This is a genomic window from Acidovorax sp. 106 (assembly GCF_003663825.1).
Classification (GTDB): domain Bacteria; phylum Pseudomonadota; class Gammaproteobacteria; order Burkholderiales; family Burkholderiaceae_C; genus Acidovorax.
Window position 1 is genome coordinate 1,564,496 of record NZ_RCCC01000001.1, and the last position, 26,056, is coordinate 1,590,551.

General features: G+C 66.3%; 23 protein-coding genes. 8 read left to right on the forward strand and 15 right to left on the reverse strand.

Features of this window, described 5'->3' with window-relative positions; genetic code table 11:
* Window positions 1-55: 55 nt before the first annotated feature.
* Complete coding sequence (locus tag C8C98_RS06975; RefSeq protein WP_121453670.1) at window positions 56-796, reverse strand: choice-of-anchor U domain-containing protein; 741 nt, start codon at window positions 794-796, stop codon at window positions 56-58.
* A gap of 267 nt (window positions 797-1,063) precedes the next feature.
* Complete coding sequence (locus C8C98_RS06980) at window positions 1,064-2,125, reverse strand: helix-turn-helix domain-containing protein (RefSeq protein WP_121456091.1); 1,062 nt, start codon at window positions 2,123-2,125, stop codon at window positions 1,064-1,066.
* 78 nt (window positions 2,126-2,203) lie between these two features.
* On the opposite strand from C8C98_RS06980, the gene uvrA reads away from it, so the two are divergent.
* Complete coding sequence (gene uvrA / locus C8C98_RS06985; protein ID WP_121453671.1) at window positions 2,204-5,290, forward strand: excinuclease ABC subunit UvrA; 3,087 nt, start codon at window positions 2,204-2,206, stop codon at window positions 5,288-5,290.
* A 45-nt stretch (window positions 5,291-5,335) separates the two neighbouring features.
* On the opposite strand, the gene C8C98_RS06990 is transcribed toward uvrA, so the two are convergent.
* Window positions 5,336-6,355, reverse strand: coding sequence for an alpha/beta hydrolase (locus C8C98_RS06990; protein ID WP_121453672.1), 1,020 nt, complete (start codon window positions 6,353-6,355; stop codon window positions 5,336-5,338).
* Between the two features lie 187 nt (window positions 6,356-6,542).
* Window positions 6,543-7,178 carry a hypothetical protein gene (locus C8C98_RS06995; RefSeq protein ID WP_233574475.1) on the reverse strand — a complete coding sequence of 212 codons (636 nt, stop codon included), beginning with the start codon at window positions 7,176-7,178 and terminating at the stop codon, window positions 6,543-6,545.
* Window positions 7,179-7,348: 170 nt separating this feature from the next.
* Between C8C98_RS06995 and ompR the strand changes: the two genes are divergently transcribed.
* Together ompR and C8C98_RS07005 are read left to right on the forward strand one after the other, a co-directional pair.
* On the forward strand, window positions 7,349-8,092 hold the full coding sequence (ompR, locus tag C8C98_RS07000; protein ID WP_121456093.1) for a two-component system response regulator OmpR: 744 nt from the start codon (window positions 7,349-7,351) through the stop codon (window positions 8,090-8,092).
* A complete protein-coding gene (locus C8C98_RS07005) occupies window positions 8,089-9,492 on the forward strand; it encodes an ATP-binding protein (RefSeq protein WP_121453673.1) in 1,404 nt (467 codons plus the stop codon). Before ompR ends, C8C98_RS07005 begins: the two co-directional genes overlap by 4 nt.
* A 62-nt stretch (window positions 9,493-9,554) precedes the next feature.
* Here the strand turns inward: C8C98_RS07005 and C8C98_RS07010 are convergent, their stop codons facing one another.
* Window positions 9,555-11,528 (reverse strand): sigma-54-dependent Fis family transcriptional regulator, encoded by a 1,974-nt coding sequence (locus tag C8C98_RS07010; protein WP_121456094.1) that lies wholly within the window; start codon window positions 11,526-11,528, stop codon window positions 9,555-9,557.
* A 329-nt stretch (window positions 11,529-11,857) separates the two neighbouring features.
* On the opposite strand from C8C98_RS07010, the gene C8C98_RS07015 reads away from it, so the two are divergent.
* The 4 genes from C8C98_RS07015 (at window position 11,858) to C8C98_RS07030 (ending at window position 15,762) form a co-directional block, all read left to right on the forward strand.
* On the forward strand, window positions 11,858-13,381 hold the full coding sequence (locus C8C98_RS07015) for an aldehyde dehydrogenase family protein (RefSeq protein ID WP_121456095.1): 1,524 nt from the start codon (window positions 11,858-11,860) through the stop codon (window positions 13,379-13,381).
* Window positions 13,382-13,509: 128 nt separating this feature from the next.
* On the forward strand, window positions 13,510-14,664 hold the full coding sequence (yiaY, locus tag C8C98_RS07020; RefSeq protein ID WP_121453674.1) for an L-threonine dehydrogenase: 1,155 nt from the start codon (window positions 13,510-13,512) through the stop codon (window positions 14,662-14,664).
* Window positions 14,665-14,668: 4 nt separating this feature from the next.
* Window positions 14,669-15,094 carry a DUF779 domain-containing protein gene (locus C8C98_RS07025; RefSeq protein WP_233574476.1) on the forward strand — a complete coding sequence of 142 codons (426 nt, stop codon included), beginning with the start codon at window positions 14,669-14,671 and terminating at the stop codon, window positions 15,092-15,094.
* A gap of 221 nt (window positions 15,095-15,315) precedes the next feature.
* Window positions 15,316-15,762, forward strand: a complete 447-nt coding sequence (locus C8C98_RS07030) for an acyl-CoA thioesterase (protein WP_121453675.1) — start codon at window positions 15,316-15,318, stop codon at window positions 15,760-15,762.
* Between the two features lie 41 nt (window positions 15,763-15,803).
* Here C8C98_RS07030 and C8C98_RS07035 read toward each other — a convergent pair whose 3' ends face one another.
* The 10 genes from C8C98_RS07035 to def all read right to left on the reverse strand — a co-directional run bounded on the left by C8C98_RS07035 (window position 15,804) and on the right by def (window position 24,604).
* Window positions 15,804-16,796: a succinylglutamate desuccinylase/aspartoacylase family protein gene (locus C8C98_RS07035; protein ID WP_233574477.1), complete on the reverse strand. Its 993-nt coding sequence runs from the start codon at window positions 16,794-16,796 to the stop codon at window positions 15,804-15,806.
* An 8-nt stretch (window positions 16,797-16,804) separates the two neighbouring features.
* Complete coding sequence (locus tag C8C98_RS07040) at window positions 16,805-17,800, reverse strand: tripartite tricarboxylate transporter substrate binding protein (protein WP_121456098.1); 996 nt, start codon at window positions 17,798-17,800, stop codon at window positions 16,805-16,807.
* Between the two features lie 199 nt (window positions 17,801-17,999).
* Window positions 18,000-18,896, reverse strand: coding sequence for a LysR family transcriptional regulator (locus tag C8C98_RS07045; RefSeq protein ID WP_121453676.1), 897 nt, complete (start codon window positions 18,894-18,896; stop codon window positions 18,000-18,002).
* A 76-nt stretch (window positions 18,897-18,972) separates the two neighbouring features.
* Window positions 18,973-19,800: an orotidine-5'-phosphate decarboxylase gene (pyrF, locus tag C8C98_RS07050; RefSeq protein WP_121453677.1), complete on the reverse strand. Its 828-nt coding sequence runs from the start codon at window positions 19,798-19,800 to the stop codon at window positions 18,973-18,975.
* Window positions 19,801-19,936: 136 nt separating this feature from the next.
* Window positions 19,937-21,133: a phosphoglycerate kinase gene (locus tag C8C98_RS07055; RefSeq protein WP_121453678.1), complete on the reverse strand. Its 1,197-nt coding sequence runs from the start codon at window positions 21,131-21,133 to the stop codon at window positions 19,937-19,939.
* A 168-nt stretch (window positions 21,134-21,301) separates the two neighbouring features.
* A complete protein-coding gene (locus C8C98_RS07060; RefSeq protein ID WP_121453679.1) occupies window positions 21,302-21,637 on the reverse strand; it encodes an AzlD domain-containing protein in 336 nt (111 codons plus the stop codon).
* Window positions 21,634-22,431 (reverse strand): AzlC family ABC transporter permease, encoded by a 798-nt coding sequence (locus C8C98_RS07065; RefSeq protein ID WP_099657159.1) that lies wholly within the window; start codon window positions 22,429-22,431, stop codon window positions 21,634-21,636. Before C8C98_RS07065 ends, C8C98_RS07060 begins: the two co-directional genes overlap by 4 nt.
* Before the next feature lie 29 nt (window positions 22,432-22,460).
* Window positions 22,461-23,438, reverse strand: a complete 978-nt coding sequence (gene fmt, locus C8C98_RS07070; RefSeq protein WP_121453680.1) for a methionyl-tRNA formyltransferase — start codon at window positions 23,436-23,438, stop codon at window positions 22,461-22,463.
* Window positions 23,439-23,531: 93 nt separating this feature from the next.
* Window positions 23,532-24,098, reverse strand: a complete 567-nt coding sequence (locus tag C8C98_RS07075) for a hypothetical protein (RefSeq protein WP_233574478.1) — start codon at window positions 24,096-24,098, stop codon at window positions 23,532-23,534.
* The gene (def, locus tag C8C98_RS07080; RefSeq protein WP_121453681.1) at window positions 24,095-24,604 is read right to left on the reverse strand and encodes a peptide deformylase; all 510 of its coding nucleotides are present in this window, start codon (window positions 24,602-24,604) and stop codon (window positions 24,095-24,097) included. The genes C8C98_RS07075 and def overlap by 4 nt, the downstream gene beginning before the upstream one ends.
* Window positions 24,605-24,803: 199 nt before the next feature.
* On the opposite strand from def, the gene C8C98_RS07085 reads away from it, so the two are divergent.
* Window positions 24,804-26,006, forward strand: coding sequence for a LysM peptidoglycan-binding domain-containing protein (locus C8C98_RS07085; protein ID WP_121453682.1), 1,203 nt, complete (start codon window positions 24,804-24,806; stop codon window positions 26,004-26,006).
* Window positions 26,007-26,056: the final 50 nt, after the last annotated feature.

Genomic DNA, 26,056 nt, shown 5'->3' on the forward strand with positions numbered 1-26,056 from the left:
GCACTCAGGCCAAATAAAGCAAAGGGGGATTCTCACCGATTGGCGCCCCCCCCGCTCACAGCCCCGTGATGCGCGGCCGGCTGCGCACATCCAGCCACCCCATCAGCCCCAGAATCACCGCCGCCACCCACAGAGCCCAGGTGGTGTCGGCCAACAAGGGCACCGCCACCAAAGGCACCAACGCCACAGTGGCGGGGTCGCGAATGCGACCCACGGCAGGATCCGAATCCCCCACGCCGTTGTCTTGCACGGTGTAGATCACGGTGCGGCGGTCGGCACTGAACTGCGCACCGCTCCAGGCAAACCAGGTGGAGGTGGTGGCGCCCTGGGTGGCTGGGCCCAGCTTCCACAACTGGGCCGTGGGCGGCAAGGGCTCAGGGTAAGTGAGCTGCACCGTGATGCTGCCCGTGCAGCCCGAGGCGCTGAACGCCAGCACACCGTAGGGCATGCGCACCCCTTTGGGCTCAGGCGCCGGTGCCTGGCCAAAGCCACCACCGGGCTCGAGCGCACAGTCCGCCCCACCGCCCAGCAAAGTCACCACGGCCTCGCCTTGCATCCCCTCCAGACCGCCCGAGAGGGTTTTGCGCGCCGGTGTCGCTGCAGCATCGGCCACCAGGGCCACTGCGCCCCCCGCCGCCAGTGCCGCTTCGGCAGAGGCTTCCTTGACCTTGGCGCAGGCCCACGGGCACAGCCCCACCAGCAAGGCCACCAAGCCCGCACGCGCAGCGCCCCCCCGCACTGCCGAAAAAGCAGCAAGTGAGGCGAAATTCGCCAGGAGCAGGTGCTTGCGGGGCATGGACGATGCAATCAACGGGGGCCCGGGCCGCCCCAAAAGGTAAAGCCCGCCAGGCGCCAGAAAGCTTGCAGCCCATTGCGCAAGCGCTCCGCCAGACGGAACCCAACCCGATGCTAGGGGCTGCCTTGTGCACGATTTGCCTGTGCGTTTGCGCTTTGTTGACTGAACGTCCCAGCCCTGATGGAAAGGGCCGCGCTCGGGCAGAAGGGGACGGTGGAGCGCAAAAGGATGTGAAGGTCTGCAGGGCCAAGGGGCCGCCGCCCCTCTTTATCGCGCCTTCAGGCCGCGCAGCCAGGTGGCGTATTCCACCGAGGACAGTGGATGCGCGCCTACATCGGCCATGGCCCCCGCTGCCGCCGCCGACAGGGCCATGGCCCGGGCATCGCTGGGCGACATGCCAAACGCCGCCCGGAACGCGCGGCTGAAATGCGCGTTGCTTGCAAAACCCGTGCGGGCCGCCACCTCGGCCACCCGCAAGCGGCGGCTGGCCGGGTTGACCAAAGTGTGAAACGACTGCAACAACCGGCGTTGCTGTACGTAGTGAGCGACACCCCCTAAGGGCTCAAACAGCCGGTACAGCACGCTGCGCGAAATGCCGAACTCATTGCACAGCCCCTCCGGGCTCAACGCGGTGCCCAGGTGCCGTGCAATGTGGCGCTGGATGCGCTCCAGCGCCACGCCCTGGACAGCCTCCTGCGCATGGGCCTGCGTGTCGGCACCGGGCCGCACACAGGCCGCCAGCATCTGCACACTGGCCCGCGCCACCTGGGGCGCATCCTCCAGCGCAATGGCGGGCAAGCGCCGCTGCAAAGACAAAAGGTGGTCACTGAACAAGCCCCCCAGCGGCGTCTCGGTGCGCAGCACCGTTCCGTGCAAATCCAGCGCACGGCTGCCAAAGGCTTCATCGGCCAACGCGCGGGGCACGATGAGCGACATCACATGCGAGGGCTGGGCAAAGGTGCGCAATGTGCGCGACAAGTCCAGCACCGTGATGTCGCCCGCGCGCACCTCGATGTCCTTGCCATCGTCGTACTGCCCCACAAACCCGCCCTGGCGGTACCACTGCACCAGGTAGTGGTCCAGCCCATCCCGCGCCACCCGCGCCCGCTGCCGCGAAAACTGCTGCCCGCTGAAATGCAGATCGCCCAACAGCAACATCCCCAAGTGCGTAGCCTGCACCGAGGCATCAAACCCATCCACCGCCTGCGGCGTGAGCGGCGCCACGTCAAACACCACGGAAATGCTTTGGCGCCAGGCTTCAAAGCGTTCTTCGCCGTCCGATTGGTCGGTTTTGAAGACGGTGGAGGGCAATGGCTGGGGCGATGTCATGGCATCCAAATTATGGAGGGCACGGTTGGAGTTCTGCACGAAACCAATGCGTCCGCTCGAAAAAGCGACTGGCCTATCATGGTAGGTTTTCCTGCCACTAGCCGCCCCGTGACCGACACCTCAGCATCCCAGCCCCCCGCCGATGGCCTCTACCTCGCCCGCGCCCTGCGCGAGCAGCGCATCAGCATCCGGGGGGCGCGCACGCACAACCTCAAGAACATTGACCTGGACATTCCGCGCAACCAGTTGGTGGTGATCACGGGGTTGTCGGGTTCGGGCAAGTCGAGCCTGGCGTTTGACACGCTGTATGCCGAAGGGCAGCGGCGCTATGTGGAAAGCCTGTCCGCCTATGCGCGGCAGTTCCTGGGGCGGCTGGACAAGCCCGATGTGGACCTGATCGAAGGCCTGTCGCCCGCGATTTCCATCGAGCAGAAGGCCACCAGCCACAACCCGCGCTCCACCGTGGGCACGGTGACCGAGATCCACGACTACCTGCGGCTTTTGTACGCCCGGGCGGGCACGCCGTTTTGCCCGGACCACAACCTGCCGCTGGCGGCGCAGACTGTGAGCCAGATGGTGGATGCCGTGCTGGCCCTGCCCGAGGACACCAAGCTCATGCTGCTGGCGCCCGTGGCGCGCGAGAAGAAGGGCGAGTTCACCGAGCTGTTCGCGCAGATGCAGGCGCTGGGCTACGTCCGCTTTCGGGTGGATGGCCAGATTTACGAGCACGAGAACCTGCCCGCGCTCAAGAAGACCGAGAAGCACAACATCGACGTGGTGATCGACCGCATCAAGGTGCGCGCCGACCTGCAGCAGCGCCTGGCCGAGAGCATCGAAGCGGTGCTGCGCGTGGGCGGTCACGAGGGCAATGGCCGTGTGCTGGCGCTGGAGATGGACACGGGGCAGGAGCATCTGTTCAGCAGTAAATTTGCATGCCCGGTGTGCAGCTATTCGCTGCCCGAGCTGGAACCGCGCCTGTTCTCGTTCAACTCGCCCATGGGTGCGTGCCCCGCGTGCGACGGCATTGGTCAGCGCGACGTGTTTGACCCGGCGCGGGTGGTGGCCTTCCCCACGCTGAGCCTGGCCAGCGGCGCCATCAAGGGCTGGGACCGGCGCAACGGCTACTACTTTGCGATGCTGGAGAGCCTGGCCAAGCACTACGCGTTTGACATTGAGGCGCCGTTTGAATCGCTTCCCGCACCGGTGCAGCACGCCATCCTGCACGGCTCGGGCGATGAAGAAATCGCCTTCAGCTACATCATGGACAGCGGCGCCTCCAAGGGCAAGGTGCACACCAAAAAGCATCCGTTCGAGGGCATCATCCCCAACATGGCACGCCGCTACCGCGAGACCGATTCAGTGGTGGTGCGCGAGGACCTGGCGCGCTTTCGCAGCACCCAGCCCTGCCCCGAATGCCACGGCACGCGCCTGCGCCGCGAAGCCCGCCACGTGCGGCTGGGCGAGGGCGAGCAGGCCCGCGCTATCTACGAAGTGAGCCACGCCACACTGAACACCGCCCACACCTGGTTCAACGACCTGAAGCTCACGGGCGCCAAGGCCGAGATTGCCGACAAAGTGGTGCGTGAGATCGCCACGCGCCTGCAGTTCCTGAACGACGTGGGCCTGAGCTATTTGAGCCTGGACCGCAGCGCTGAAACGCTCAGCGGTGGAGAGGCACAACGCATCCGCCTCGCGTCACAAATCGGCTCGGGCCTCACGGGCGTGATGTATGTGCTGGACGAGCCCAGCATCGGCCTGCACCAGCGCGACAACGACCGCCTGATCGCCACGCTCAAACACCTGCGTGACATCGGCAACAGCGTGATCGTGGTGGAGCACGACGAAGACATGATGCGCGCCGCCGACCACGTGATCGACATGGGCCCCGGTGCGGGCGTGCACGGCGGGCGGGTGATGGCGCAGGGCACGTACGACGAAGTGCGTGGCAACGCGCAGTCGCTCACCGGCCAGTACCTGTCGGGCGCCCGCACCATTGCCGTGCCCCAGCGCCGCACGCCCTGGTTGCCGGTGCTGGACCAGCCCGCGCCCGTGGTGGAGGCCAAGGCCAAATCGCGCTTTCCGCAAACCGAGGCGAGCAAGCGCCGCGCCGAGCGCATGGCCGAACACCATGCCCGCCAAGGCGCGCTGCAGGCGCTGCGCGTGGCAGGCGCCACGGGCAATAACTTGAAGGGCGTGACGGTGGACTTCCCCGTGGGGCTGCTCACCTGCGTGACGGGCGTGTCGGGCTCGGGCAAGAGCACGCTGGTCAACGACACGCTGTATGCCGCCGTGGCCCGCCAGCTGTACCGCGCGCACGAAGAGCCAGCCGCGCACGACGAGATCGTGGGCATCGAGTACTTCGACAAGGTCATCAACGTCGACCAGAGCCCCATTGGCCGCACGCCACGCAGCAACCCCGCGACCTACACCGGCCTGTTCACCCCCATCCGCGAACTGATGGCCGAGGTGAACACCGCCAAGGAGCGTGGCTACGGCCCTGGGCGCTTCAGCTTCAACGTGGCCGGTGGCCGCTGCGAGGCCTGCCAGGGCGACGGCGTGGTGAAGGTGGAGATGCACTTTCTGCCCGACGTGTACGTGCCCTGCGACATCTGCCACGGCCAGCGCTACAACCGCGAGACGCTGGAAGTGCTGTGGAAGGGCAAGAACATTGCGCAGATCCTGGAGCTGACGGTGGAAGACGCCGCCGCCTTCTTCAAGGACGTGCCCACCATCGCGCGCAAACTGCAGACGCTGCTGGATGTGGGGCTCTCCTACATTCGCCTGGGCCAGGCGGCCACCACGCTCTCGGGCGGCGAGGCGCAGCGTGTGAAGCTGGCGCAGGAGCTGAGCAAGCGCGACACCGGCCGCACGCTCTACATCCTGGACGAACCCACCACCGGCCTGCACTTTGCCGACATCGACCTGCTGCTCAAGGTGCTGCACCAACTGCGCGATGCGGGCAACACCATCGTCATCATCGAGCACAACCTCGATGTGATCAAAACCGCCGACTGGCTCATCGACATGGGCCCCGAGGGCGGTGCGGGCGGTGGCACCGTGGTGGGCGTGGGCACGCCCGAAGAACTGGCAGCCAACCCGGCCAGCCACACTGGGCGGTATCTGGCGCCGTATCTGGCGCAACATCTGCGGGCTAAATCTGAATAAAAATGGCCTCCAGCGCTTATAAATAAAGCGCTATAAGCTATCTATTTAATAGCAAATGGCAGCGCCACACCGCAACCGCCGCGCCACCTCGGCGTCCAGCGATCCCATGAAGACCTCCACCGCCCGGGTGTAGTCGCTCTCCAGCCCCAACTGGGCGTTGATTTCGCCGTGGCTCAGGTCCTGCGGCAACACCTCGGCACGGCCGCCCTGGTTGCGCACGTGGCGGGCCATGGCATCGGCCTGGGTGCAGGGCTGGTCGGCCCGTTCGGTAGAACACACCATCTGCATCGGCGGCGCGCCCGCCGTCCACTGGTGGAAGGGGGACAGCGCCACCCAATAGGCCGGGTCGCTGCCAAAGGCGTCGTCGTACAGCGGCATGTGGGGCGCGCGCATATAGGCGGGCACGTTCATCACCGCGCTGTCGAGCGAGACTGTGCCCAGCCACGGCCAGGCGCCTTCGCGCAGGGCCTGCGGTGCGCGGGCATTGAGCAGGGACACGAGGTGGGCACCGGCGGAGTGGCCCATGAGGATGAAGCGGTTCGGGTCACCACCCCAGGTGCCTGCGCGCTGCTGCGCGGCCATGAGGGCGGCCTGCACATCGCGCTCTTGCACCGCCACAGGGGCGTCGGGCAGCATGCGGTAATTGATGGAGATGAGGATGAAGCCCTTGGGCACCCAGCGGTTCACCTTCTCTTGCACCACGCGGCCCATGGCCTTGTCGCCATGCCGCCAGCCGCCGCCATGCACCATGAAGATGACGGGTGCGCGCACCGCACTGGCCACCAGGCTGTTGGTGCCCGTGCCAGCGCCAGCGCCTGTGGGGCTGGTGGGCACATACACGTCCATGCGCTGTGCAGGGTCTGTACCGTAGGGCACATCGGCAATGCGCTGCACGCCTGTGGGCAGGGCGGCCTCGGTGGCCGCAGCCTGCTTTTGTGCGATCAGGGCACGCAGGCGGCCACCGTTCTGTGGAGTGGTTTGTGCGGTGGTCTGGGCCTGCGCACTGGCGGTGGCCAGCGTGAGCGCGGCGAGGGCAGTCACTGTCAAAAGGTGGCGCAGGGACATGGCAAAGCTCCTGTCAGGGTAAAAGGTGGAGGGCGGGAATGAGAAGGGACGATGGAGAAGGTCGGCTCTAACCAAACCGTTCACGCTGAGCCTGTAAAAGCGCCGCGCAAGGCTTCGACAAGCTCAGCCCGAACGGATATTTCTAGCTCACACAGGCCAGGTGCCGGCGACGAACTCAAGACCGACCTCAAGGCCGCACAGGGCAGGCCATCGCCGTGCCGCTGGCGTCGTAGCAGGTGGCGCTACGGCTCAAGCCAGTGTCTTTGCTGTAGCTGCTTTGCGCCTGCACGCTGTTGCCGGTGGCCGCGCTGGTAGCGGTGGTGCTGCGCGCTTGCGTGACGGTGCCGTCGGCGTTGCGGGTAGCCCCGCCGCTGCTTTGCAGGCTGCCCTGCGCACCCTGGGCCGACACGGTGCCGCTGTGGCTGGCGCTGCCGTCGGCGCTGCGGGTGGTGCTGCCCTGGCGCGTGGCCATGCCGCCCTGCGCGCCCATGGCAGCGCTGCGGCTTGTCACGCTCGCGTTGCCCTGCCCATCGGTGGCGGCGGTGCGGCTGCGCAGCACGGCGCCGTTCGGGCCACTGCGGGCCACGCCGGTGTGGGTGGCGGTGCTGCCGTCTGCGTTGTGTTCCACGCTGTGGCGGGTGCGGGCCTGGGCCTCGGCCGGGGCGGCCAGCGCCAGCACAGCGCTGAAACCCAGCGCGGTGAGGGCCGAGAACACAAAGACGCCCGCTGCCAGCACGGGGCGTTGCAGCAGGTCAGGGTCAGCGGGGCGGGTCAGCGAAGGCATGGCAATGAACTCCTTGGGGTATGCCTCGGAATGCGGCATGGCTGTACTGTGCTCCCCAGGTGTGAGCCATTGATGGCAGAAAACGGCCGATGTATGACAAACCATGACAAACGCCAGCGGCCCGGTCATGCCTTGTCATGGCTGCCGAGGCGAAAGACGCGCCAACGCCTACCATTGCCACCATTCCCCTTCCAACGCTGTCCCAGCCCATGACCGACACCCTGGCCAAAATCCTGGTCGCAGATGATGAGCCCGACCTGCGCGCCCTGCTGCAGCGCTACCTGAGCGACCAGGGCTACACCGTGCGCACGGTCGATGGCGGCGGGCCGCTCGATGCGCTGCTGCAGCGTGAGCGGTTTGACGTGCTGGTGCTGGATGTGATGATACCGGGCGAAAATGGCTTGTCCATCTGCCGGCGACTGCGCGCGCAGGGCGAGACCATTCCCATCCTGATGCTCACCGCCCGCGGCGACCCGGTGGACCGCATCGTGGGCCTGGAGATGGGCGCAGACGACTACCTGCCCAAGCCCTTCAACCCGCGCGAGCTGCTGGCCCGCATCCAGGCCATGGTGCGCCGCCAGCGCATGCTGGGCGCGCACACCGGGCCGCAGGGTGTGCACGAACGAATCGCGTTTGGCGACTTGGTGCTGCTGCCCACCGAGCGGCGACTGGAAAAGGCGGGGGCGGACATCCCCCTCACCACGGGCGAATTCGCCCTGTTGCTGGCGCTGGCGCAAAACCCGCAGCGCCCGCTGGGCCGCGACCGGCTCATGGCCCTGGCCTACGGCCCCGACCACACGGCCACCGACCGCAGCATTGATGTGCAGATCATGCGGCTGCGCAAGCTCATTGAAGCCGACCCGGCCCAGCCGCGCCACATCCGCACCGTGTGGGGCGTGGGCTATGTGTTTGTGCCCGATGGGGCTGCGCCTGCCAGCGGGGGCAGGCCATGACTGCGGCTGCTTCTGCGGTCACTGCCGCTGCTGCCGCTGCGCCGCGTGGCCTCTGGCCCCGCAGCCTACTGGGGCGCAACCTGCTGCTGATGGCGGTGCTCATCGTGCTGGGGCAGCTGTGCGCGGCGGCGCTGGTACGGCACATGATCCTCAAACCCCGCGTGGCGCAAGTGGCCGATGGCGTGGCGCGCAATGTGGCCGCCATCCGCGCTGGGCTGCAGGCGCTGCCGCCAGGGCAACGGCAAGATTTTGTGCAGGCCTTCAACGCCCAGGCCGCACAAACGCAGGCCCACGCACTGGCCGCTGCACCGGGCAGTTGGCGCACCGTGCTATCGCCCATGGAGCGGCAGTTTGTGCGCGCTGTGACGCAGCGGCTGGATGCTGCACAAGGCACACAGGCCACGTCCGCTGAGCCAGTGTGGCGGCGCGACAGCAGCGGCGTGCTGTCGCTGCGCGTGGTGCATGAGGGCGCGCAGGGGCCGGAAACCTACTGGCTCAACCTGCCCAGCGTCTTTCCGACGCGCGAGTTCACCGGGGCCTGGCTCATGGCCACGCTGGCCAGCATGGTGCTGGCGCTGGCGGGCGCGTGGTGGCTGCAGCGCCACCTCAACCAGCCGCTGCAGCGCGTGGTGCAGGCCGCGCAGCGCCTGGCCCGGGGCCAGCCGCCCGCGCCCCTGTCCCAGGACGGCCCCACCGAGATCGCCACCGTGGCCCGCAGCTTCAACCACATGGCGCACAGCCTGGCGCAGGCCGATCGGGAACGCGCCCTGATGCTCGCGGGCGTGTCGCACGACCTGCGCACCCCGCTGACCAAGCTGCGCCTGGGGGTGGAGATTGCGGGCGCGCAGATCGAGCCCGAACTGGCCACGGGCATGGTGCGCAGCATGGACGAGATGGACGCGATCGTCGGCCAGTTTTTGCACTTTGCCCGCATGCAAGAAGCCGAGCCCCCGCAGCCTGCCGCGCTGGACGACCTGGCCCAGGCTATCGCCCAGGCGCAGGCCGACCATGGCCGCAGCGTGGCGCTGGAGTTGGGCGCACCGCCCCTTGCGCCCGTGCAGCCCCAGGCCCTGCGCCGCGCGGTGGACAACCTGGTGGAGAACGCCTGGCGCCACGGCACCGCGCCCGTGGTGCTGCGCACGGGCAGCGAAGGCGATGCCGTCTGGATCGAAGTGCAGGACCATGGCCCCGGCCTGCCCGCCAGCGAGCTAGACCGCGTGCGCCAGCCCTTTGCCCGGGGCGAGGCAGCCCGCAGCGGACGCCCCGGCGCCGGGCTGGGCCTGGCCATTGCCGACCGCGTGGCCCGCGCGCACGGCGGGCGGCTCACGCTGCACAGCGCCCCCGGCCAAGGGCTGCGGGCGCGGCTGGTGCTGCCTGTGGGTCTGGCCCCAAAGATTTGAGCAAAAACAGGTCGCAGCGCTAGATATATCAGCGCAGACAGCTACGCTTTTAATAGCAAAAATCAATGCACGCGCGCTGCCAGCTTGCGGTACAGCGTTTGGCGGCTGATGCCGAGCTGGCGGGCGGCCTGGGATACGTTGCCGCGCGCGCTTTGCAGGGCCTGGTCGATGGCGGCACTGGAGAGTTGTTGCAGGCTCAGCGGCGCGGGGGTGGGCAGGTTGGCCTGTCCGTGTGCATGGGCAGGCATGGACAGGGCGAACGCTGCGGGTGCAGCCACCGCTTGCAGCGCCTGCACGATGTCGTCGCCCAGGTGCTCCCAGCCCAGCTGGTCTTCGCCCTCGGCCAGCATGGCGCACGCGGTGCGCAGCACGCTGGCGTATTGGCGCAGGTTGCCGGGCCAGGGGTGGGTGGCCAGGCGCTCTAGCAGCGCGGGGGCCAGGTGCACGGGGTGGGGCAGGCCCTGCTCGGCGGCCAAGTCGGCCAGCAGTTGGCTGGTGAGGGCGGCAAAGTCGGTGCGCTCGCGCAGGGCGGGCAATTGCACCGTCAGGCCGTTCAAGCGGTAGTACAGATCGTGCCGAAAGCGCCCCTGCTCTGCGGCCTGCAGCAGTTGGCAGTGCGTGGCGCTGATGAGGCCAAAGTCCACCGGCACGGCCTGGCCTGCACCCACGGGCGTCACGCTGCGGTCTTGCAGCACGCGCAGCAGGCGGGTTTGCAGGGCCAGGGGCATGTCGCCGATCTCGTCAAGAAACAGCGTGCCGCCGTGGGCCTGGCGCAGGCGGCCCAGGCTGCCTTCTTTGCGGGCGCCGGTGAAGGCGCCGGCCACATGGCCAAACAGTTCGGATTCGATCAGGTGCTCGGGGATGGCGGCGCAGTTGATAGCCACGAAGGGCCCTTCGCGCCGTGGGCCGCTGGCGTGCAGGGCGCGGGCAAACACTTCTTTTCCCACGCCCGATTCGCCCTGGATGAGCACCGGGATGGGCTTGCCCACCACGCGGCGGGCCTTGTCGGCGGCGGCGCGCCAGCGGGCGTCGCCGGTGTCGAGCCGGGCCAGGGCGTCGTCCGGCACGGCCGCCGTGGGGGCGCTGGCGGTGGGCTTGTGCACGGCGGGCCAGGCGGCGGCGTCCAGTTGCACCTGGGCATACAGCAAGGCCCCGCCGCGCAGGCGCAGCGCCTGGGGCTGCTGGGGGCGACGGTGGTGGTGCGAGAGCAGGTCGTCGAGCCGCACGTCGGCCACCCGCTCGAGCAAGGTGGCGCCCAGGTCGCCCGTGTGTAGGCCCAGCTGGGCCAGGGCCACGCGGTTGGCGCCCACGATCCAGCCGTCGGCCGACACGGCCAGGATGCCTTCGGCCACGCTGCCAATGCCTTCGGGCTCGCGGTGCAGGTGCAGGCGGATGTTGCGCTTGCAGGTGGCCACCAGCAGGCGGTTTTCGATCATGCGGGCGGCCGTGCTGACCAGGCCCAGGGTGTGGGCGTGGCCGTTGCGGTGGTCGCCCGAGATGTCGAGGATGCCCAGCAACTCGCCCGTGGCCGAGAGGATGGGCGAGGCTGCGCAGGTGAGGAAGCTGTTTCGCTCCAGAAAATGCTCGCCGCCATGCACCTCGACCGCGCTGCCCTCGGCCAGCGCCGTGCCAATGGCGTTGGTGCCCCGGTGGGCCTCGTGCCACGACGCGCCGCAGGTCAGCGCCACGCGCTCGGCCTTGTCGATAAAGCCGGGGCTGCCCAGCGTGTGCATGAGCATGCCTGCGCGGTCGGCCAGCACCACCACGCTGTGGCTGTGGCGCACCTGGTCGAACAGGTATTCCATGATGGGGCGCGAGTGGGTGAGCAGGCTGTGGTTGCCTGCCATGGCCTGGCGCAGGTCGCCGGTACTGGGCAGGTCGGCCATGGCGCGCCCGGTGGGGGCCAGGCCTGCGGCCAGGCTGCGCCGCCATGAGCGGGCCAGCCGCTCGTCCACCACGCCACTGGGGCAATGGCCGTGTTCCAGCAAATGTCGCCGGGCCTGTTGCAAGGCCAGCAGGGGGGATGTGGTGCGCACGCTGTCTCCTGAGCGGGCGTCATGGCGTCCCGCTTTGCGCCGCAGTATGGCCGGGCCTGAGGGGCGGGGCAAGAGCGTTTGCACAGGGGGGTGTTCCAACTGTTCCATTTCGTGACAGGTGTTCTGTGTTGGAACGTAACGCGGTGGCCGGGCGGCCCCCGCACAGCACCCCTGGTTGCCAAAAATTCAATGGAATCAAGGGCTTGCCTGCCTAGCCCGGCGCAGCCAATGGCTGGCATGGGTCTTGTATAGGACCTGCTACCTGACTGCCGCACCAGCCTGCCGACATGCGCGCAGCAGATGCCAACAACACCGACAGGAGACACAGCATGACCGTTTACGCAGCCCCCGGCGCCGCTGGCGCCAAGATCGCCTACAAGCCCCAGTACAACAACTTCATCGGCGGCAAGTTCGTAGCCCCGGTCAAGGGCCAGTACTTTGATGTGATCTCGCCGGTCAACGGCAAGGTCTACACCCAGGCCGCCCGATCCACCGCCGAAGACATCGAACTGGCACTGGACGCCGCCCACGCCGCCGCCGATGCCTGGGGCAAGACCGACGCCGCCACGCGCGGCAACATCCTGCTGAAAATTGCCGACCGCATCGAGCAGAACCTGGAGCTGCTGGCGTACGCCGAAACGGTAGACAACGGCAAGGCGATCCGCGAGACGCTGAACGCCGACATCCCCCTCACCGTGGACCACTTCCGCTACTTTGCGGGCTGCGTGCGCGCACAAGAAGGCGCCTTGAGCAACATCGACGAGAACACCGTGGCGTACCACATCCAGGAGCCGCTGGGCGTGGTGGGCCAGATCATTCCGTGGAACTTCCCGATCCTGATGGCGGCCTGGAAGCTGGCCCCTGCGATTGGCGCGGGCAACTGCGTGGTGCTCAAGCCTGCAGAGTCCACACCCATTTCCATCCTGATCCTGGCCGAGCTGATTGCCGACCTGCTGCCGCCGGGCGTGCTCAACATCGTCAACGGCTTTGGCCGTGAGGCGGGCATGCCGCTGGCGACTTCCAAGCGCATTGCCAAGATCGCTTTCACCGGATCGACCAGCACGGGCCGCGTGATTGCACAGGCCGCCGCCAACAACCTGATCCCCGCCACACTAGAGCTGGGCGGCAAGAGCCCCAACGTGTTCTTTGCCGATGTGATGGACAAGGACGACGCGTTCCTCGACAAAGCCATTGAAGGCCTGGTGCTGTTTGCCTTCAACCAGGGCGAGGTCTGCACCTGCCCATCGCGCGCCATCATCCAAGAATCGATCTACGACAAGTTCATGGAGCGTGTCTTGAAACGCGTGGCCGCCATCCAACACAAGAACCCGCTGGACACCGACAGCATGATGGGCGCGCAGGCCAGCAAGGAGCAGCTCACCAAGATCCTGAGCTACCTCGACCTGGGCAAGCAAGAAGGCGCCGAAGTGCTGGCCGGTGGCGGCCAAGCCCACCTGGGTGGCGACCTGGAAGGCGGCTACTACGTGCAGCCCACGCTGTTCAAGGGCCACAACAAGATGCGCATCTTCCAGGAAGAAATCTTCGGCCCCGTGCTGGCCGTGACCACCTTCAAGGACGAAGCCGAAGCGCTGCAGATCGCCAACGACACGCTGTATGGCCTGGGCGCGGGCGTGTGGAGCCGCAACGGCAACGTCGCCTACCGCATGGGCCGCGCCATCAAAGCGGGCCGGGTGTGGACCAACTGCTACCACGCGTACCCAGCGCACGCGGCGTTTGGCGGCTACAAGGAATCGGGCATTGGCCGCGAGACCCACAAGATGATGCTGGACCACTACCAGCAGACCAAGAACCTGCTGGTGAGCTACAGCGAGAACAAGCTGGGCTTCTTTTGACGGGCGTCAAGGGTTGAGGCGGCCTGGCCGCTTCGCTGCGCCCTGGCGGGCGTACGATTTTTGGCGAAGCGGCCCGCTGCAAGCCTTGCAGCCCAGGCTGTTGGTTTGATCCATCAAGGAGGTTCACGATGACCAGTACGTTCTTTATGCCCAGTGTCAACATCATGGGCGCAGGCTGCCTGCAAGAGGCCATGGTGGCGCTGAAGGGCCACGGCTTTCGCAAGGCGTTGATCGTTACCGACGCGGTGCTGAACAAGCTCGGCGTGGCAGCGCGCATCCAAGCCCAGTTGGCCGGACAGCAGATTGCCTCGGTGGTATTTGATGGCACGCAGCCCAACCCCACGGTGGGCAATGTGCGCGCCGGGTTGGCGCAGCTCAAAGCCGAGCAGTGCGACTTTGTGATCTCGCTGGGCGGAGGCTCGCCCCACGACTGCGCCAAGGGCATTGCCCTGTGCGCCACCAACGGCGGCGAGATTGCCGACTACGAGGGTGTGGACCGCTCTGCCAAGCCGCAGCTGCCGCTGGTGTCCATCAACACCACGGCGGGCACCGCCAGCGAGATGACGCGCTTTTGCATCATCACCGACGAGACGCGTCACATCAAGATGGCCATCGTGGACCGCAACGTCACGCCCATCCTGTCCGTCAACGACCCCGAGCTGATGCTGGCCAAGCCCAAGGGCCTGACAGCCGCCACCGGCATGGATGCGCTGACCCACGCGGTGGAGGCCTATGTGTCCACCGCCGCCACGCCCATCACCGACGCCTGCGCGCTGAAGGCGGTGGAGCTGATTGCCCGCCACCTGCGCACCGCCGTGAGCCATGGCGACGACCTGAACGCCCGCGAGCAGATGGCGTATGCGCAGTTCCTGGCGGGCATGGCGTTCAACAACGCATCGCTGGGCTATGTGCATGCCATGGCGCACCAGCTGGGCGGCTTTTACGACCTGCCCCACGGCGTGTGCAACGCGCTGCTGCTGCCGCATGTGGAGGCGTTCAACGTGCCCACATCGGCCGCACGCCTGCGCGATGTGGCACACGCCATGGGTGTGAACGTGGCGGGGCTGGACGCCGAAGCCGGGGCACAGGCCTGCCTGGCCGCCATCCGCCAGCTGGCGCTGGACATTGGCATCCCCAAGTGCCTGAGCGACCTGGGGGTGAAGGAGGCAGATATTCCCATGCTGGCCACCAACGCGCTCAAGGATGCGTGCGGCCTGACCAACCCGCGCACGGCCACGCAGGCCGACATCGAAGGCATCTTCCGTGGGGCCATGACGGTCTGAGGCCATGAAGGCCATGGACGCCGTGGATTGCGCACACGCCAGCGGCACCCCACCACCCCCACGGGTGGTGGCCACGCCCGCCGCACTGGAGCTGGTGGCCTTGCTGCAAGCCAAGCATGGCCCGGACTTGATGTTCCACCAAAGCGGCGGCTGCTGCGACAACAGCGCCGCCAACTGCTACCTGCCCGGCGAGATCACCATGGGCGCGGGCGATGTGTACCTGGGTGACATCGGCGGCTGCCGCTTCTACATCGGCAAAGCCCAGTACGAGACCTGGAAGCACACGCAGCTCATCATCGATGTGCTCGACGGGCATGGCGGCGGCACCTTCTCGCTGGAGGGGCCGGAGGGCAAGGCATTCCACACGCGATCACGGGTGTTCGCGGCGGACGAGCTGGCAGCGCTAGGCATCAGCGCACCGGGGCACTGACACCCAAAGGCATCTCAACCAAAACAGGCTCTAGCGCTTTATAAATAAGCGCTAGCAGCTATACATTTAATAGCATTTACCAGACTGCGCGCTGCGTGATGCGCGGGGTATCGCTATAAAAGGTCACTTTCGAGATCGCAGCGGCAAGCACAAACCCTGGGCGCTCATGAATAATGGGGCGGATTGAGAACTCTTTCGCTCCACCAGAGCCAAGCGCCCCCATGACCACTACCTCGACCATCCTGCGTTTTCTGGCGGAATCTTCCGCAGACAGCCCCGGCGGCCGCGTGTCGGCAGGCGTCGTCATGAAGTGGATTGACGAAGCCGCCAACGTGGTGGCCAACCAGTGGGCCAAGAGCCCCTGCGTAGCCGCCAGTTTTGGCAGGCTGCACTTCATGCACCCAGTGATGGGCGGTGCCTTGGTGGAGGTCGAGGCCCGCTTGGCCTATACCGGCACCACCAGCATGAACATCTTCATCGAAGTGCGCAGCGGCCCGCAGCCAGGCGAGGCCTACCAGGAAGTGACGCACTGCGTGGCCGTCTTCGTCTCACCCGACGACACCGACACCCCCCGCCCCGTGGACAAGTGGACCCCCGAAACCCCCGGTGACATGGCTTTGGCCCAACTGGTGCGGGGCCAGATAGAGGCCGGACGCCCGGGCCACTGACGCGGCAGCCGCGCTGGTCGCACCGCAGACTCCATGCCCGTTCACAGCAAAGTGCGCTGCGCGAACCGCACCACCGTCACGCCCGCGCGCGCCTGCCGCACCGAGGGCATCACCAGCACACAGTTGTCATAAGGGGTGGTGACAGGCACCCCATCGTTGTCACCGATCACGGTGCCAGCCTTTTCAAACAGCTCCAGGCCCGTGTAGGGCGCCACGAACCGGAACGCGCTGCTGGAGGCGACCACCGGGCCGGTCACCTCCAGCGCCCACTGGCGGGGCGCATCGGGCATGCGCCAGCCCGGCAGTTGCTGCGCCAGTGCCTGCGCGCTGACCACGCCCGACTGCTCGATGAACCGCACGCACTGGTCGCGCGCCACCTGCAGGCTGGCCGGGTCGCCATGAAAGCCGCACTCGATCAGCAGCGAACGGGTGTCGCCCGCCTCGGCATCGGGCAGGCCGAAACGGCCATAGTCGCGCATGCGCACGCCGTCTTTGTGGCCCGCGTCCACCACGATGTGCTCGGGCGAGCGCATGGCATGCGCCAGCGCCAGGTTGCGCGGCTGCACGCCGGTGAGCAGCAGCGGGGCCGAGGGCTCGTGCATGGAATGGATATCGAGCAGCCAATCGGCCTGCTGGACAAACGGCCGCAGTGCGGCGGCGCGGCGGCGCTCACGGGTGTCGCCTGCATCGATGCGTGCATTGAGCCACTGGCGGTTGAGGTCTTCGTCGGTGAAGCGCGAGGCATCGTGGTGACTGGCATCGAAGCGGTCAAACGCATCGAGGTTGCAAAACGCCAGCGTGAGGCGGCCCTGCTCGGGCCGCACACCCGCCTCCAGCAGGCCCTTAAGGGCCCAGGCGCCGCACAGCTCGTTGCCGTGTACCAGCGCACTGACCATGGCGCTGCGGCCCGGTTGGCCGCTGTCAAAGTGCCAAACCCCCTCAACGCCTGTGTTGCCTACGCGCCAGGCGCTGATGTCGGGGACTGGCAGTGAAAAGCCGGGCGATGCGGCGGTGGTGTCCATGCGTGTGCTCATGTGGGCGGTCATTCTTCGATCTTGGCGAACTGCACGATCTTCTGGTACTTGGCGATTTCGCTGGCGATGTACTTGTCGGTATCGGTGGTGGGAGAAGCGACGACGGAGCCAGTGGCTTCCATCTTCTTGCGGAAGTCGGGCGACTGCAGCGTGTCGGTCAGCGCCTTGCGCAGCTTGTCGTAGATGGGCTTGGGCAGGTTGGCCGGTGCCATGAGCGCAAACCACACGCCGATGTCTACGTTCTTGAACTGGGGCAGTTCGGCCAGGGCCGGAATGTCGGGCGTGATGGGCGAGCGCTTGGCCTCGGTGGTGCCCAGGGCAATCACCTTGCCACTCTTGATGTGCGGCAGGCCGCTGGAGAGCACGAACACGCCAAACTCCAGGTTGTTGCCCACCAGGTCGTTGGCCAGGGGCGCCACGCCACGGTAAGGGATGTGCGTCATGAACAGCTTGCCCTGGTCTTTGAGCATCTCACCGGCCAGGTGCAGCGAGGTGCCCACGCCCGAGCTGCCGTAGCTGAATTTGCCAGGGTTCTTGGTGACCAGCTGGGTGAATTCGGCCGCGTTCTTGACGCCCGAGGCAGGCGAGGCCACCAGCACCAGCGGCTGCGACGCCACCAGCCCGATGGCGGTGAAGTCCTTGATGTCGTACTTGACCTTTTTGGTGACCAGCTTGTTGATGGCAATCTCATTGCTGGCGCCCACCAGCAGCGTGTAGCCGTCGGGCTGCGCACTGGCCACCTTCTGTGCACCAATCGCACCCCCTGCACCACCAACGTTCTCGATCACCACGGGCTGGCCCAGCCGGTTGGAAAGCTCGGTGCCCACCATGCGCCCCATCAGGTCGGTGCTGCCGCCGGGCGGATAGGGAACGACGATGGTGATGGGTTTGCTCGGATAGGCTGGGGCCTGGGCCCAGGCCACGGATACGGCGGCGGCACACGCCAGTGCACCGGCAACACATCGGACAAGCCCCTGGCGGCGGGCAATAGAGAGAGGACGCATCGTGTTTCCTTGTGTGGGGTGGTAGTGCCCCATTGTCCGAATCGCCGCCCCTCCATGTGGTGCCTAAATGGCACGAGACGGTGCATTTTTAGCACCGGAATCTCTGGGCCGCCGGTTGCTCTGCTGCCCTGCAGAAACCGATGCGTTGTCCAGCAGGTCCACACACCCTCTGCGCAGGCAACCGCGCCACTGCGCTGTATCAGCGGCGCGCAATGGTGGACCAGAGCACCTCTGCCAGCGTGCTGAGCCGGCGCTTGGGGCGGTACAGCCGCACATCGAACTTCACCTCCAGGTTCTTGTCACCGGCAGGCGCCAACAGGCCCGACTTGCAGTCGCCATGCACCATGGACCAAGGCAGCCACGACACCCCCAAACCTTTGCGCACGTATTCGTAGTTCGCGTCGGGCGAGTCACATTCCACCAACCGCTGCAAGCTGCTGGCCTGGGGGTGGTGGGCCAGCAGGTCCTCCACCAAACGCCCCAGCGCAAGCGTGCGGCCAAAAGCGATGTACGGCACCGCTGTGCTGCCCGCACCCAGCCGATAGCGCGGAGCGCCATGCGCATCTGCCAGGGCTATGGGCAAGAGCCGGTCAGTGGCAAGGGCGACATGCACAAACTGCCGCCCATCCAACGGCACCGTCAGCGAGGGGTGGTGATAGAGGATGGCGAAATCTGCCACGCCCTGCTGCAAGTCTTGCACCGCATCGGCCAGCGCGCGGGTGAGGATGCGCAGCTCACCATCGGCCAGATGGGGCCGCAAACGCACCAGCCAGTCGGCCACCACGGTGCGCGCCAAGGTGCGGCCTGTGGCCAGCGTGACGGTGCGGGCCTGACGGCCCGCAATGGCCATCAGCTCATCGTGCGATTGGGCCAGGTTGCGCGCCATTTGCTCGGCCGTGTCCACAAAGGCCTGGCCTGCGGCGGTAAGCCGCACCGAGCCGCCGCCACGCTCGATCAGCGGCGTTCCGGCCCAGGCCTCGAGCGCGCGGATGCGGCGCCCAAAGGCGGGGTGCGTGACGTGGCGTATCTCGGCGGCGCGGGTGAAGCTGCGCTCCTGCGCCAACACAGCAAAGTCCTCCAGCCATTTCAGTTGCATGGGCAAGGCACCTGGGGGCAACGCACGAAAAGTAGCGCTGGAGGGGGTGGAAAGGACGGAGCCTGTGGCCGCGTGCTCAAGCGCTGCGCGCGGCCTCCAGCACGGCGCGGGTGCGCTGCGCTTCGGCACGGGCAGCCGCACCAAAGTCATCGCCCGAGGACGCGTACAGCACGGCCCGGGAAGAATTCACGATGATGGGCCCGTCGCTGCGCAGGCCTGCGCGCACGGTGGCCACCGCATCGCCGCCCTGCGCGCCCACGCCGGGAATGAGCAGGGGCAGCGTGGGCGCAATGCTGCGCACGCGTTCAATCTCTTGCGGGTAGGTCGCGCCCACCACGAGGCCCAACTGACCGTTCAGGTTCCAAGGGCCCTGGGCCAGCTTGGCAATGTGCTCGTACACCAGGGGCTGGCCTTCGATGCTGGCCAGGCGTTGGTTTTGCAGGTCGTCGCCACCGGGGTTGGAGGTGCGGCACAGCAAGAACGCGCCCTTGCCGTGGTAGGCCAGGTAGGGCTCGATGGAGTCAAAGCCCATGAAGGGCGAGAGCGTGACAGCGTCGGCCCCGTAGCGCTCGAACGCCTCTTTGGCGTACTGCTGCGCGGTGGAGCCGATGTCGCCGCGCTTGGCGTCCAGGATCACCGGCACCTTCGGCGCTGTGCGGCGCATGTGCTCCATCAGGCGCTCGAGCTGGTCTTCGGCGCCGTAGGCGGCAAAGTAGGCGATCTGCGGCTTGAAGGAGCAGACCAGGTCGGCCGTGGCATCGACGATGGCTGCGCAGAAGTCGTAAATCTTGCTGGCGTCGCCCTTCATGTGGGCGGGAAAGCGGGAGGGCTCAGGGTCCAGGCCCACACACAGCATGGATTGGTTTTGCGTGGTGGCCGTGCGCAGTGTGTCGATGAAGGTCATAGGGGGTGATTTTAGGTGGGTGCCGCTGGGCGGGGGCTACAGAACCTGTTCGGGCGGGTCTGCCCATGAAAAAGGCCACCCCGCAGGGTGGCCTTGGTGGCCTTGAGCAAAGCCTTTGAACAGGCTGTCAGGCGCCTCAGCCCCCGGCTGCGCGCTTTTCCAGAATCTCGAACGCGGGCAGGGTCTTACCCTCCAGCACTTCCAAAAAGGCACCGCCGCCGGTAGAGATGTAGCCCACCTGCTTTTCGATGCCGTACTTGGCAATGGCGGCCAGCGTGTCGCCACCGCCAGCAATGCTGAAGGCCGAGGATTCGGCAATCGCTTTGGCGAGTTGCTTGGTGCCGTTTTCAAAGGCCGCAAACTCAAACACGCCCACGGGGCCATTCCAGACGATGGTGCCAGCGGACTTGAGCTGGGCCGCCAGGCGGGCCGCAGTCTCTGGGCCGATGTCCAGAATCATGTCGTCCGCAGCCACATCGGTGGCCGCCTTCACGGTGGCGGGGGCGTCGGCGGAGAAGGTCTTAGCGACCACCACATCGGTAGGGATTGGCACCTCGGCGCCACGGGCCTTCATCGCGGCCATCACGGACTTCGCAGCGTCCAGCAGGTCTGGCTCGGCCAGGCTCTTGCCAATCGGCAGGCCAGCGGCCAGCATGAAGGTGTTGGCAATGCCGCCGCCCACGATGAGCTGGTCCACCTTGTCGGCCAGGCTTTGCAAGATGGTGAGCTTGGTAGACACCTTGGAGCCCGCCACGATGGCGGCCAGCGGGCGTTGGGGGTGCGCCAGGGCCTTGGTCAGTGCATCAATCTCGGCCGACAGCAGCGGGCCTGCGCAGGCGATGGGGGCGTACTGCGCGATGCCGTAGGTGGTGCCTTCGGCGCGGTGGGCGGTGCCAAACGCGTCGTTCACGAAGATGTCGCACAGCGCGGCCAGCTTGCGGGCCAGCTCTTCCTTGTTCTTCTTCTCGCCCACGTTCAGGCGGCAGTTTTCCAGCAGCACGATCTGGCCGGGGGCCACTTGCACGCCGTCCACCCAGTTGGCAACCAGCGGAACCTCACGGCCCAGCAGCTCGGCCAGGCGTTTGGCAACGGGGGCCAGCGAGTCTTCGGGTTTGAACTCGCCTTCGGTCGGGCGGCCCAGATGGCTGGTCACCATCACAGCGGCACCGGCGTCCAGCGCCATGCGGATGGCGGGGATGGAGGCACGGATGCGGGTGTCTTCGGTGATGTTGCCTGCGTCGTCTTGCGGCACGTTCAAGTCGGCACGGATGAAGACGCGCTGGTTGCGGGCCTTGCCCTGGGCGCACAGATCGGAAAAGCGAAGGATGTTCATGGGAGAGGGTGGAGTGAATCGGTCTTGTCGCCCGCCATTTTAGTGAGCGAGGTCTGGGCGGCTCCCAGGCCCTTGCCAGTGCACCCGTGGAACTGGCTTTGCCAGGCTAGCGGGTGCGTCCGCCTCCGGGGGGATGGCGCCAAGGGCACCTAAGGGGGGCTTCCTCGCCTACCAGCCCCAGCCGATGTGCAGCGGCAGGTACACCCACATACCCACAACGATGGTGCCCAGGATGCCGCGCCGCCAGAAGTAGTAAGCGCTGGCAAGGACCACGGCGGGCAAGCGCGCATCCTGGACGGTGTGGATGAATTCGCCATGGGCCATGAAGATCTCGGGCGCGATCACGGCCGACAGCGCGGCCAACGGGGCGTATTTGAGGCCGCGCTTGAGCCAATCGGGCAGCGCCATCTCGCGCTCGGGAATCATGAAGAACGCCCGCGACACCACGGTGATAACGGCCAGCCCCAGGATGGCGATGACGGGTTCAACCCAGGACCAGTTCATGGATGGCGCTCCTCGCGCACGGGCACGACGTCACCGTCGCGCACATGCTGTTTTTCGTCCGCAGGCAGTTTTTCGTTGGCGGGCACCAGCAGCAGCTCGGGGTGGCGGCGGCGGTGCTCCACCGCTTCGATCATCAGCCCCACCGCCACGGCGGCGGCAATGGCCACCAGGATGTTGAGCTTGAGCGGCAGCGCAAAAGCGGCGATGGCCGCCGTGGCCGCCACGCCCGTGGCCAGCCAGGTGGCGCGGTCGAACAGCAGCGACAGCAGCACCCCCAAGAGCGCCAGCACGCCCGCAAACCCGAGGCCCCACGACAGCGGCACCACATTGGCCAGCGCAATGCCCAAGAGCGACGGCACCTGCCATGCCAGCCAGTTGGTGCAAGCGGCCCCGGCAAAGTAGGGCACTTGGTCAGGCTCGGGGGTTTGCGCAGGAAAGCGCTTCATGAACGCCACAAAGATCACGTCACCGCTGAAGTAGCCGATGACCAAGCGCCAGCGCCGTGGCAAGTGGGCAAAGTAGTTGCGCCACATGCTGCTGAAGATGACGAAGCGCAGGTTCACGCACGCCGCCGTGAGCCACACCACCCACAGCGGTGCGCCCACCGTGAGCAGCGGGATGACGGCCAACTGCGCGCTGCCCGCGTACACCACCAGCGACATGAACACCGCCATGGGCAGCGACATGCCGCTCTTGATCATCGCCACCCCGGTGACCAGCCCCCAGGCACCAATGCCCAGCGAGGTGCCCGCCATGTCTTTGGCCGCCATCCGAAAGGACGGGTGGCGCACCATGGCCCCCCAGGTCGATGGGGTGGCCGCGTTCACGCCGCCTCCGCGCCAGCGCCCAGCGCCTGCCCCACCGGCAACGCAAAGCCGCGCAAGAAATCGGCCACGGGCAGGCGCTTGCCCCCGGCACGCTGCAAGGTGGTCAAGCGCAGGGCGCCGTCGCCACAAGCCACTGTCACGCCCTCAGGGCCTGATGCCAAAATCTGGCCGCAGCGCTCATTAGATAAGCGCGAGAAGCTATCAATTTCATAGCCCCACACTTTGATCGCTTCGCCCTGCAAATGGGTGCTGGCGCCCGGAAACGGGTCAAAGGCCCGGATGCGCTGGCCAATGACCGCTGCAGGCAAAGACCAGTCGATTTCGCTCTCGGCCTTTTCGATTTTGTGGGCGTAGGTCACGCCCTCCGCGGGCTGAGGTATGGGCTGCAGGCCACCGCAGGCGGCCAGCTCCAAGGCTTCCACGATCATGCGGCCGCCCAGGGTGGCCAGGCGGTCGTGCAGCACGGCGGTGGTGTCGGTGGCGGCGATGGGGGTTTTCTCCAGCAGCAGCATGTCGCCGGTGTCCAGGCCTGCGTCCATCTGCATGATGGTGACGCCGGTTTGTGCATCGCCCGCCTCAATCGCCCGGTGGATGGGCGCAGCGCCGCGCCAGCGCGGCAGCACGCTGGCGTGGATGTTGAGACAACCTTTGGCGGGCAAATCCAGCACCCACTGCGGCAGGATCAGCCCGTAGGCGGCCACCACCATCACATCGGCCTGGGCGGCCAGCAGGGCCTCGCGCGCGACGGCGGCGTCTTCGGGGTACTTGCCATCCAGCCGCAGGCTGCGCGGCTGCGCCACGGCAATGCCATGCTCCAGCGCGCACTGCTTGACGGGCGAGGCCTGCAGCTTCATGCCGCGACCGGCGGGGCGGTCAGGCTGCGTCAGCACCAGCGGCACGGTAAAACCTGCCGCCAACAAGCGGTCCAGGGCCACGCGGGCAAATTCGGGGGTGCCAGCAAAAATCACTCTCATGGGGTATCTCTCCCAATACAGGTCAGCAGGGCAACAGCCCTCTGGGGTCGGTGGCACCGTAGAAAGCAGCCCAATGGGGCCGCCGGGCCACCATCATGGGCGGTCGTCTGGGGCGTTGGAAACATCGTCCACAAACAGCACCTGGCGCACAGTGCCTGCCGGGTCGATATGGATGTAGGCGAAACGTGGGTCGGACAACTGGGTGAAGCGGTAGGTCCAGACCTCCCCGTCAAAGCGGGCGACCCGGTCCACACGCTGCGGGGTGCCCAGCCAGTAGCGCACATCGGCCACAGTCCATTGCCCCACCGGAATCTGCTCCAGCCACTGCTGGGTGAGGGCCGGGGCGTTGGCCACCAAGCGGCCAGCGGGATCAAAATCCAGGTTGTAGACCTGCACGCCAGCGGGCAACTCGGAATACTGCCAGCGCTCTCCGCCTTCGGCCCGGGCGTACACCGCCGTGGGCCGGCCCAGCCGCTGGGCCACGTCTTGGCGCGAGGCCCCCAAAGGCTCTTTGGCCGGGCTGGCGCAACCCACCAGCAATGCACAGGCGGCGCCCAGCCCGCACAGCGCAGCCGCTGATACCCACCGCTGCGCACGCAACACCGTGCGCGCGCGCAGTGCCTGCACCCCACTCTGGATGCCGGGCACCTGGGTATTCACTCGCGATTACCTCGCTGCTGCTTGACCATTTTGGTCTTGATGCGGTTGCGTTTGAGGGGAGAGAGATATTCCACAAACACCTTGCCCAGCAAATGGTCCATCTCATGCTGAATACACACAGCAAGAAGACCATCGGCTTGCACGGTGTGCGTCTGGCCTTTTTCATTCAAGGCTTGGACGTGTACGCTGCTAGAACGCTCGACACCGTCGTAAATACCCGGCACAGACAGACAGCCTTCATCGCCCACTTGCTTTTCAGGGCTCGCCCAGGTGATTTCAGGGTTGATGAGCACCAGCGGCTGATCGCGCTCTTCGGAGACATCGATCACCACCACACGCTCATGCACGTCAATTTGCGTAGCCGCCAAGCCAATGCCATGGGCGTCATACATGGTGGCCAGCATATCGGCCACGAGGGTTTGGATGCGCTCGTCCACCGCTGCAACAGGCTTCGCCACCTTGTGCAGACGTGGATCGGGATAACAAAGAATAGGAAGAATTGCCATGAAACCAGGTAATAAGTGTCGCTATTTTCGCCACTTTTGAGCAAAGGCGCTGCCCAGCAAGCCAATATTCGTTGCCGAATCAAGGGCTTGAGCAGAGAATCTGAGATGATTTGTAATGGTTTTGCTTGGCCACTCGCCTGATATGGGTGGCCAGGCGTCAGTGAGGGGGCGTTTCTCAATGCATCAAAAAAGGAAAAACATGATGACTTTCTCCAGCGCGCAGCGAACAGCCTTGGGTGCGCTGACAGTCATTGCCGCCGCTTTGGCATGCACGCCCGCCTTGGCACAAAAATACCCGATTTCCGATGCCCAGCGCAGCACCGCGCAACAGGTGTCGGAGAAGGGCATCCCGATCTCTGAGTTGGCCCCCAATGCCCCTGACACCTATGTCGTCAAGCGCGGCGATACGCTGTGGGACATCTCCAAGATGTACCTCAAGAGCCCATGGCGCTGGCCTGAGCTGTGGGGCATGAACCTCAAGGCTCTGCCCAATCCCCACCTGATTTTCCCTGGACAAACGCTGTACCTGGACAAGTCCGACGGCTATGCGCGCCTGCGCACCCAGCCCGTGGGCGGCTCCGACACCGTGCGCCTGTCGCCGCGCACACGCACCGACAGCCTGGCCAGCCTGGCCCTGCCCACCCTCCAATCGCACCTGATTGCGCCTTTCCTGGTCGAGCCCCTGGTGGCCGACGCCGCCACCATTGAGCAAGCGCCTCGCCTGGTGGCCACGACCGACCAGCGCGTGCTGATGGCCGCAGGCGATCGTGTGTACGCACGCGGCAGCGCCAATGCCCAGCTGAGCACCAAGGCGGGCAACCCCCGCAGCTTCCGCGTGTTCCGCGACGCCGTGGCGCTGAAGGATCCCGTGTCGGGCGAAATCCTGGGCTACGAAGCGCGCTACCTGGGCAATGCCGAACTCGCCCGCAGCGAAACCGTGGAAGAAGTCAGCGACGGCAAGGGCAAGGTCAAGCAAGAGTTGGTGCCAGCCACCGTGGACATCACGGCCACCAAGGAAGAGATTCGCGCAGGCGACCGCATGCTCCCCGAGCCCGGCCGTAACTTCAAGAACTACATTCCCCACGAGCCACAAACCAACGTGAACGCACGCGTGGTATCGATTTATGGCTCCTCCAACGTGGCGGTGGCTGGCCAAAACCAGGTCGTGGCCATCAACATGGGCTCGACCCAAGGCATTGAGCCAGGGCATGTGTTGACCTTGCTGACCAAGGGCGACCTCGTCAAGGACGTGACCGCTGACGGCAAGCCGATGATCAAGCTGCCCAGCGAACACAATGGCTTGGCCATGGTGTTCTTGACCTTTGACAAGGTTTCGTACGCGCTGCTGCTGGAAGTGCGCACTGGCGTGCAGGTGGGCGACCGACTGGTCAACCCACAGTAAACGCAGCCAAGCCTGCGATTGATCACTTTGCAACGGGGCCTTTGGGCCCC

What these genes read in the sequence shown, in the direction of transcription:
- C8C98_RS07055 (WP_121453678.1), bottom strand. Translation starts at nt 21,133, where the DNA reads ATGAACATCCTTCGCTTTTCCGATCTGTGCGCCCAGGGCAAGGCCCGC.
- pyrF (WP_121453677.1), bottom strand. Translation starts at nt 19,800, where the DNA reads ATGACCTTCATCGACACACTGCGCACGGCCACCACGCAAAACCAATCC.
- C8C98_RS07045 (WP_121453676.1), bottom strand. Translation starts at nt 18,896, where the DNA reads ATGCAACTGAAATGGCTGGAGGACTTTGCTGTGTTGGCGCAGGAGCGC.
- C8C98_RS07085 (WP_121453682.1), top strand. Translation starts at nt 24,804, where the DNA reads ATGATGACTTTCTCCAGCGCGCAGCGAACAGCCTTGGGTGCGCTGACA.
- C8C98_RS07015 (WP_121456095.1), top strand. Translation starts at nt 11,858, where the DNA reads ATGACCGTTTACGCAGCCCCCGGCGCCGCTGGCGCCAAGATCGCCTAC.
- C8C98_RS06980 (WP_121456091.1), bottom strand. Translation starts at nt 2,125, where the DNA reads ATGACATCGCCCCAGCCATTGCCCTCCACCGTCTTCAAAACCGACCAA.
- fmt (WP_121453680.1), bottom strand. Translation starts at nt 23,438, where the DNA reads ATGAGAGTGATTTTTGCTGGCACCCCCGAATTTGCCCGCGTGGCCCTG.
- C8C98_RS07060 (WP_121453679.1), bottom strand. Translation starts at nt 21,637, where the DNA reads ATGAACTGGTCCTGGGTTGAACCCGTCATCGCCATCCTGGGGCTGGCC.
- uvrA (WP_121453671.1), top strand. Translation starts at nt 2,204, where the DNA reads ATGGTAGGTTTTCCTGCCACTAGCCGCCCCGTGACCGACACCTCAGCA.
- C8C98_RS06990 (WP_121453672.1), bottom strand. Translation starts at nt 6,355, where the DNA reads ATGTCCCTGCGCCACCTTTTGACAGTGACTGCCCTCGCCGCGCTCACG.
- C8C98_RS06975 (WP_121453670.1), bottom strand. Translation starts at nt 796, where the DNA reads ATGCCCCGCAAGCACCTGCTCCTGGCGAATTTCGCCTCACTTGCTGCT.
- def (WP_121453681.1), bottom strand. Translation starts at nt 24,604, where the DNA reads ATGGCAATTCTTCCTATTCTTTGTTATCCCGATCCACGTCTGCACAAG.
- C8C98_RS07005 (WP_121453673.1), top strand. Translation starts at nt 8,089, where the DNA reads ATGACTGCGGCTGCTTCTGCGGTCACTGCCGCTGCTGCCGCTGCGCCG.
- yiaY (WP_121453674.1), top strand. Translation starts at nt 13,510, where the DNA reads ATGACCAGTACGTTCTTTATGCCCAGTGTCAACATCATGGGCGCAGGC.
- C8C98_RS07030 (WP_121453675.1), top strand. Translation starts at nt 15,316, where the DNA reads ATGACCACTACCTCGACCATCCTGCGTTTTCTGGCGGAATCTTCCGCA.
- C8C98_RS07025 (WP_233574476.1), top strand. Translation starts at nt 14,669, where the DNA reads ATGAAGGCCATGGACGCCGTGGATTGCGCACACGCCAGCGGCACCCCA.
- C8C98_RS07040 (WP_121456098.1), bottom strand. Translation starts at nt 17,800, where the DNA reads ATGCGTCCTCTCTCTATTGCCCGCCGCCAGGGGCTTGTCCGATGTGTT.
- ompR (WP_121456093.1), top strand. Translation starts at nt 7,349, where the DNA reads ATGACCGACACCCTGGCCAAAATCCTGGTCGCAGATGATGAGCCCGAC.
- C8C98_RS06995 (WP_233574475.1), bottom strand. Translation starts at nt 7,178, where the DNA reads ATGCCGCATTCCGAGGCATACCCCAAGGAGTTCATTGCCATGCCTTCG.
- C8C98_RS07035 (WP_233574477.1), bottom strand. Translation starts at nt 16,796, where the DNA reads ATGAGCACACGCATGGACACCACCGCCGCATCGCCCGGCTTTTCACTG.
- C8C98_RS07065 (WP_099657159.1), bottom strand. Translation starts at nt 22,431, where the DNA reads ATGGTGCGCCACCCGTCCTTTCGGATGGCGGCCAAAGACATGGCGGGC.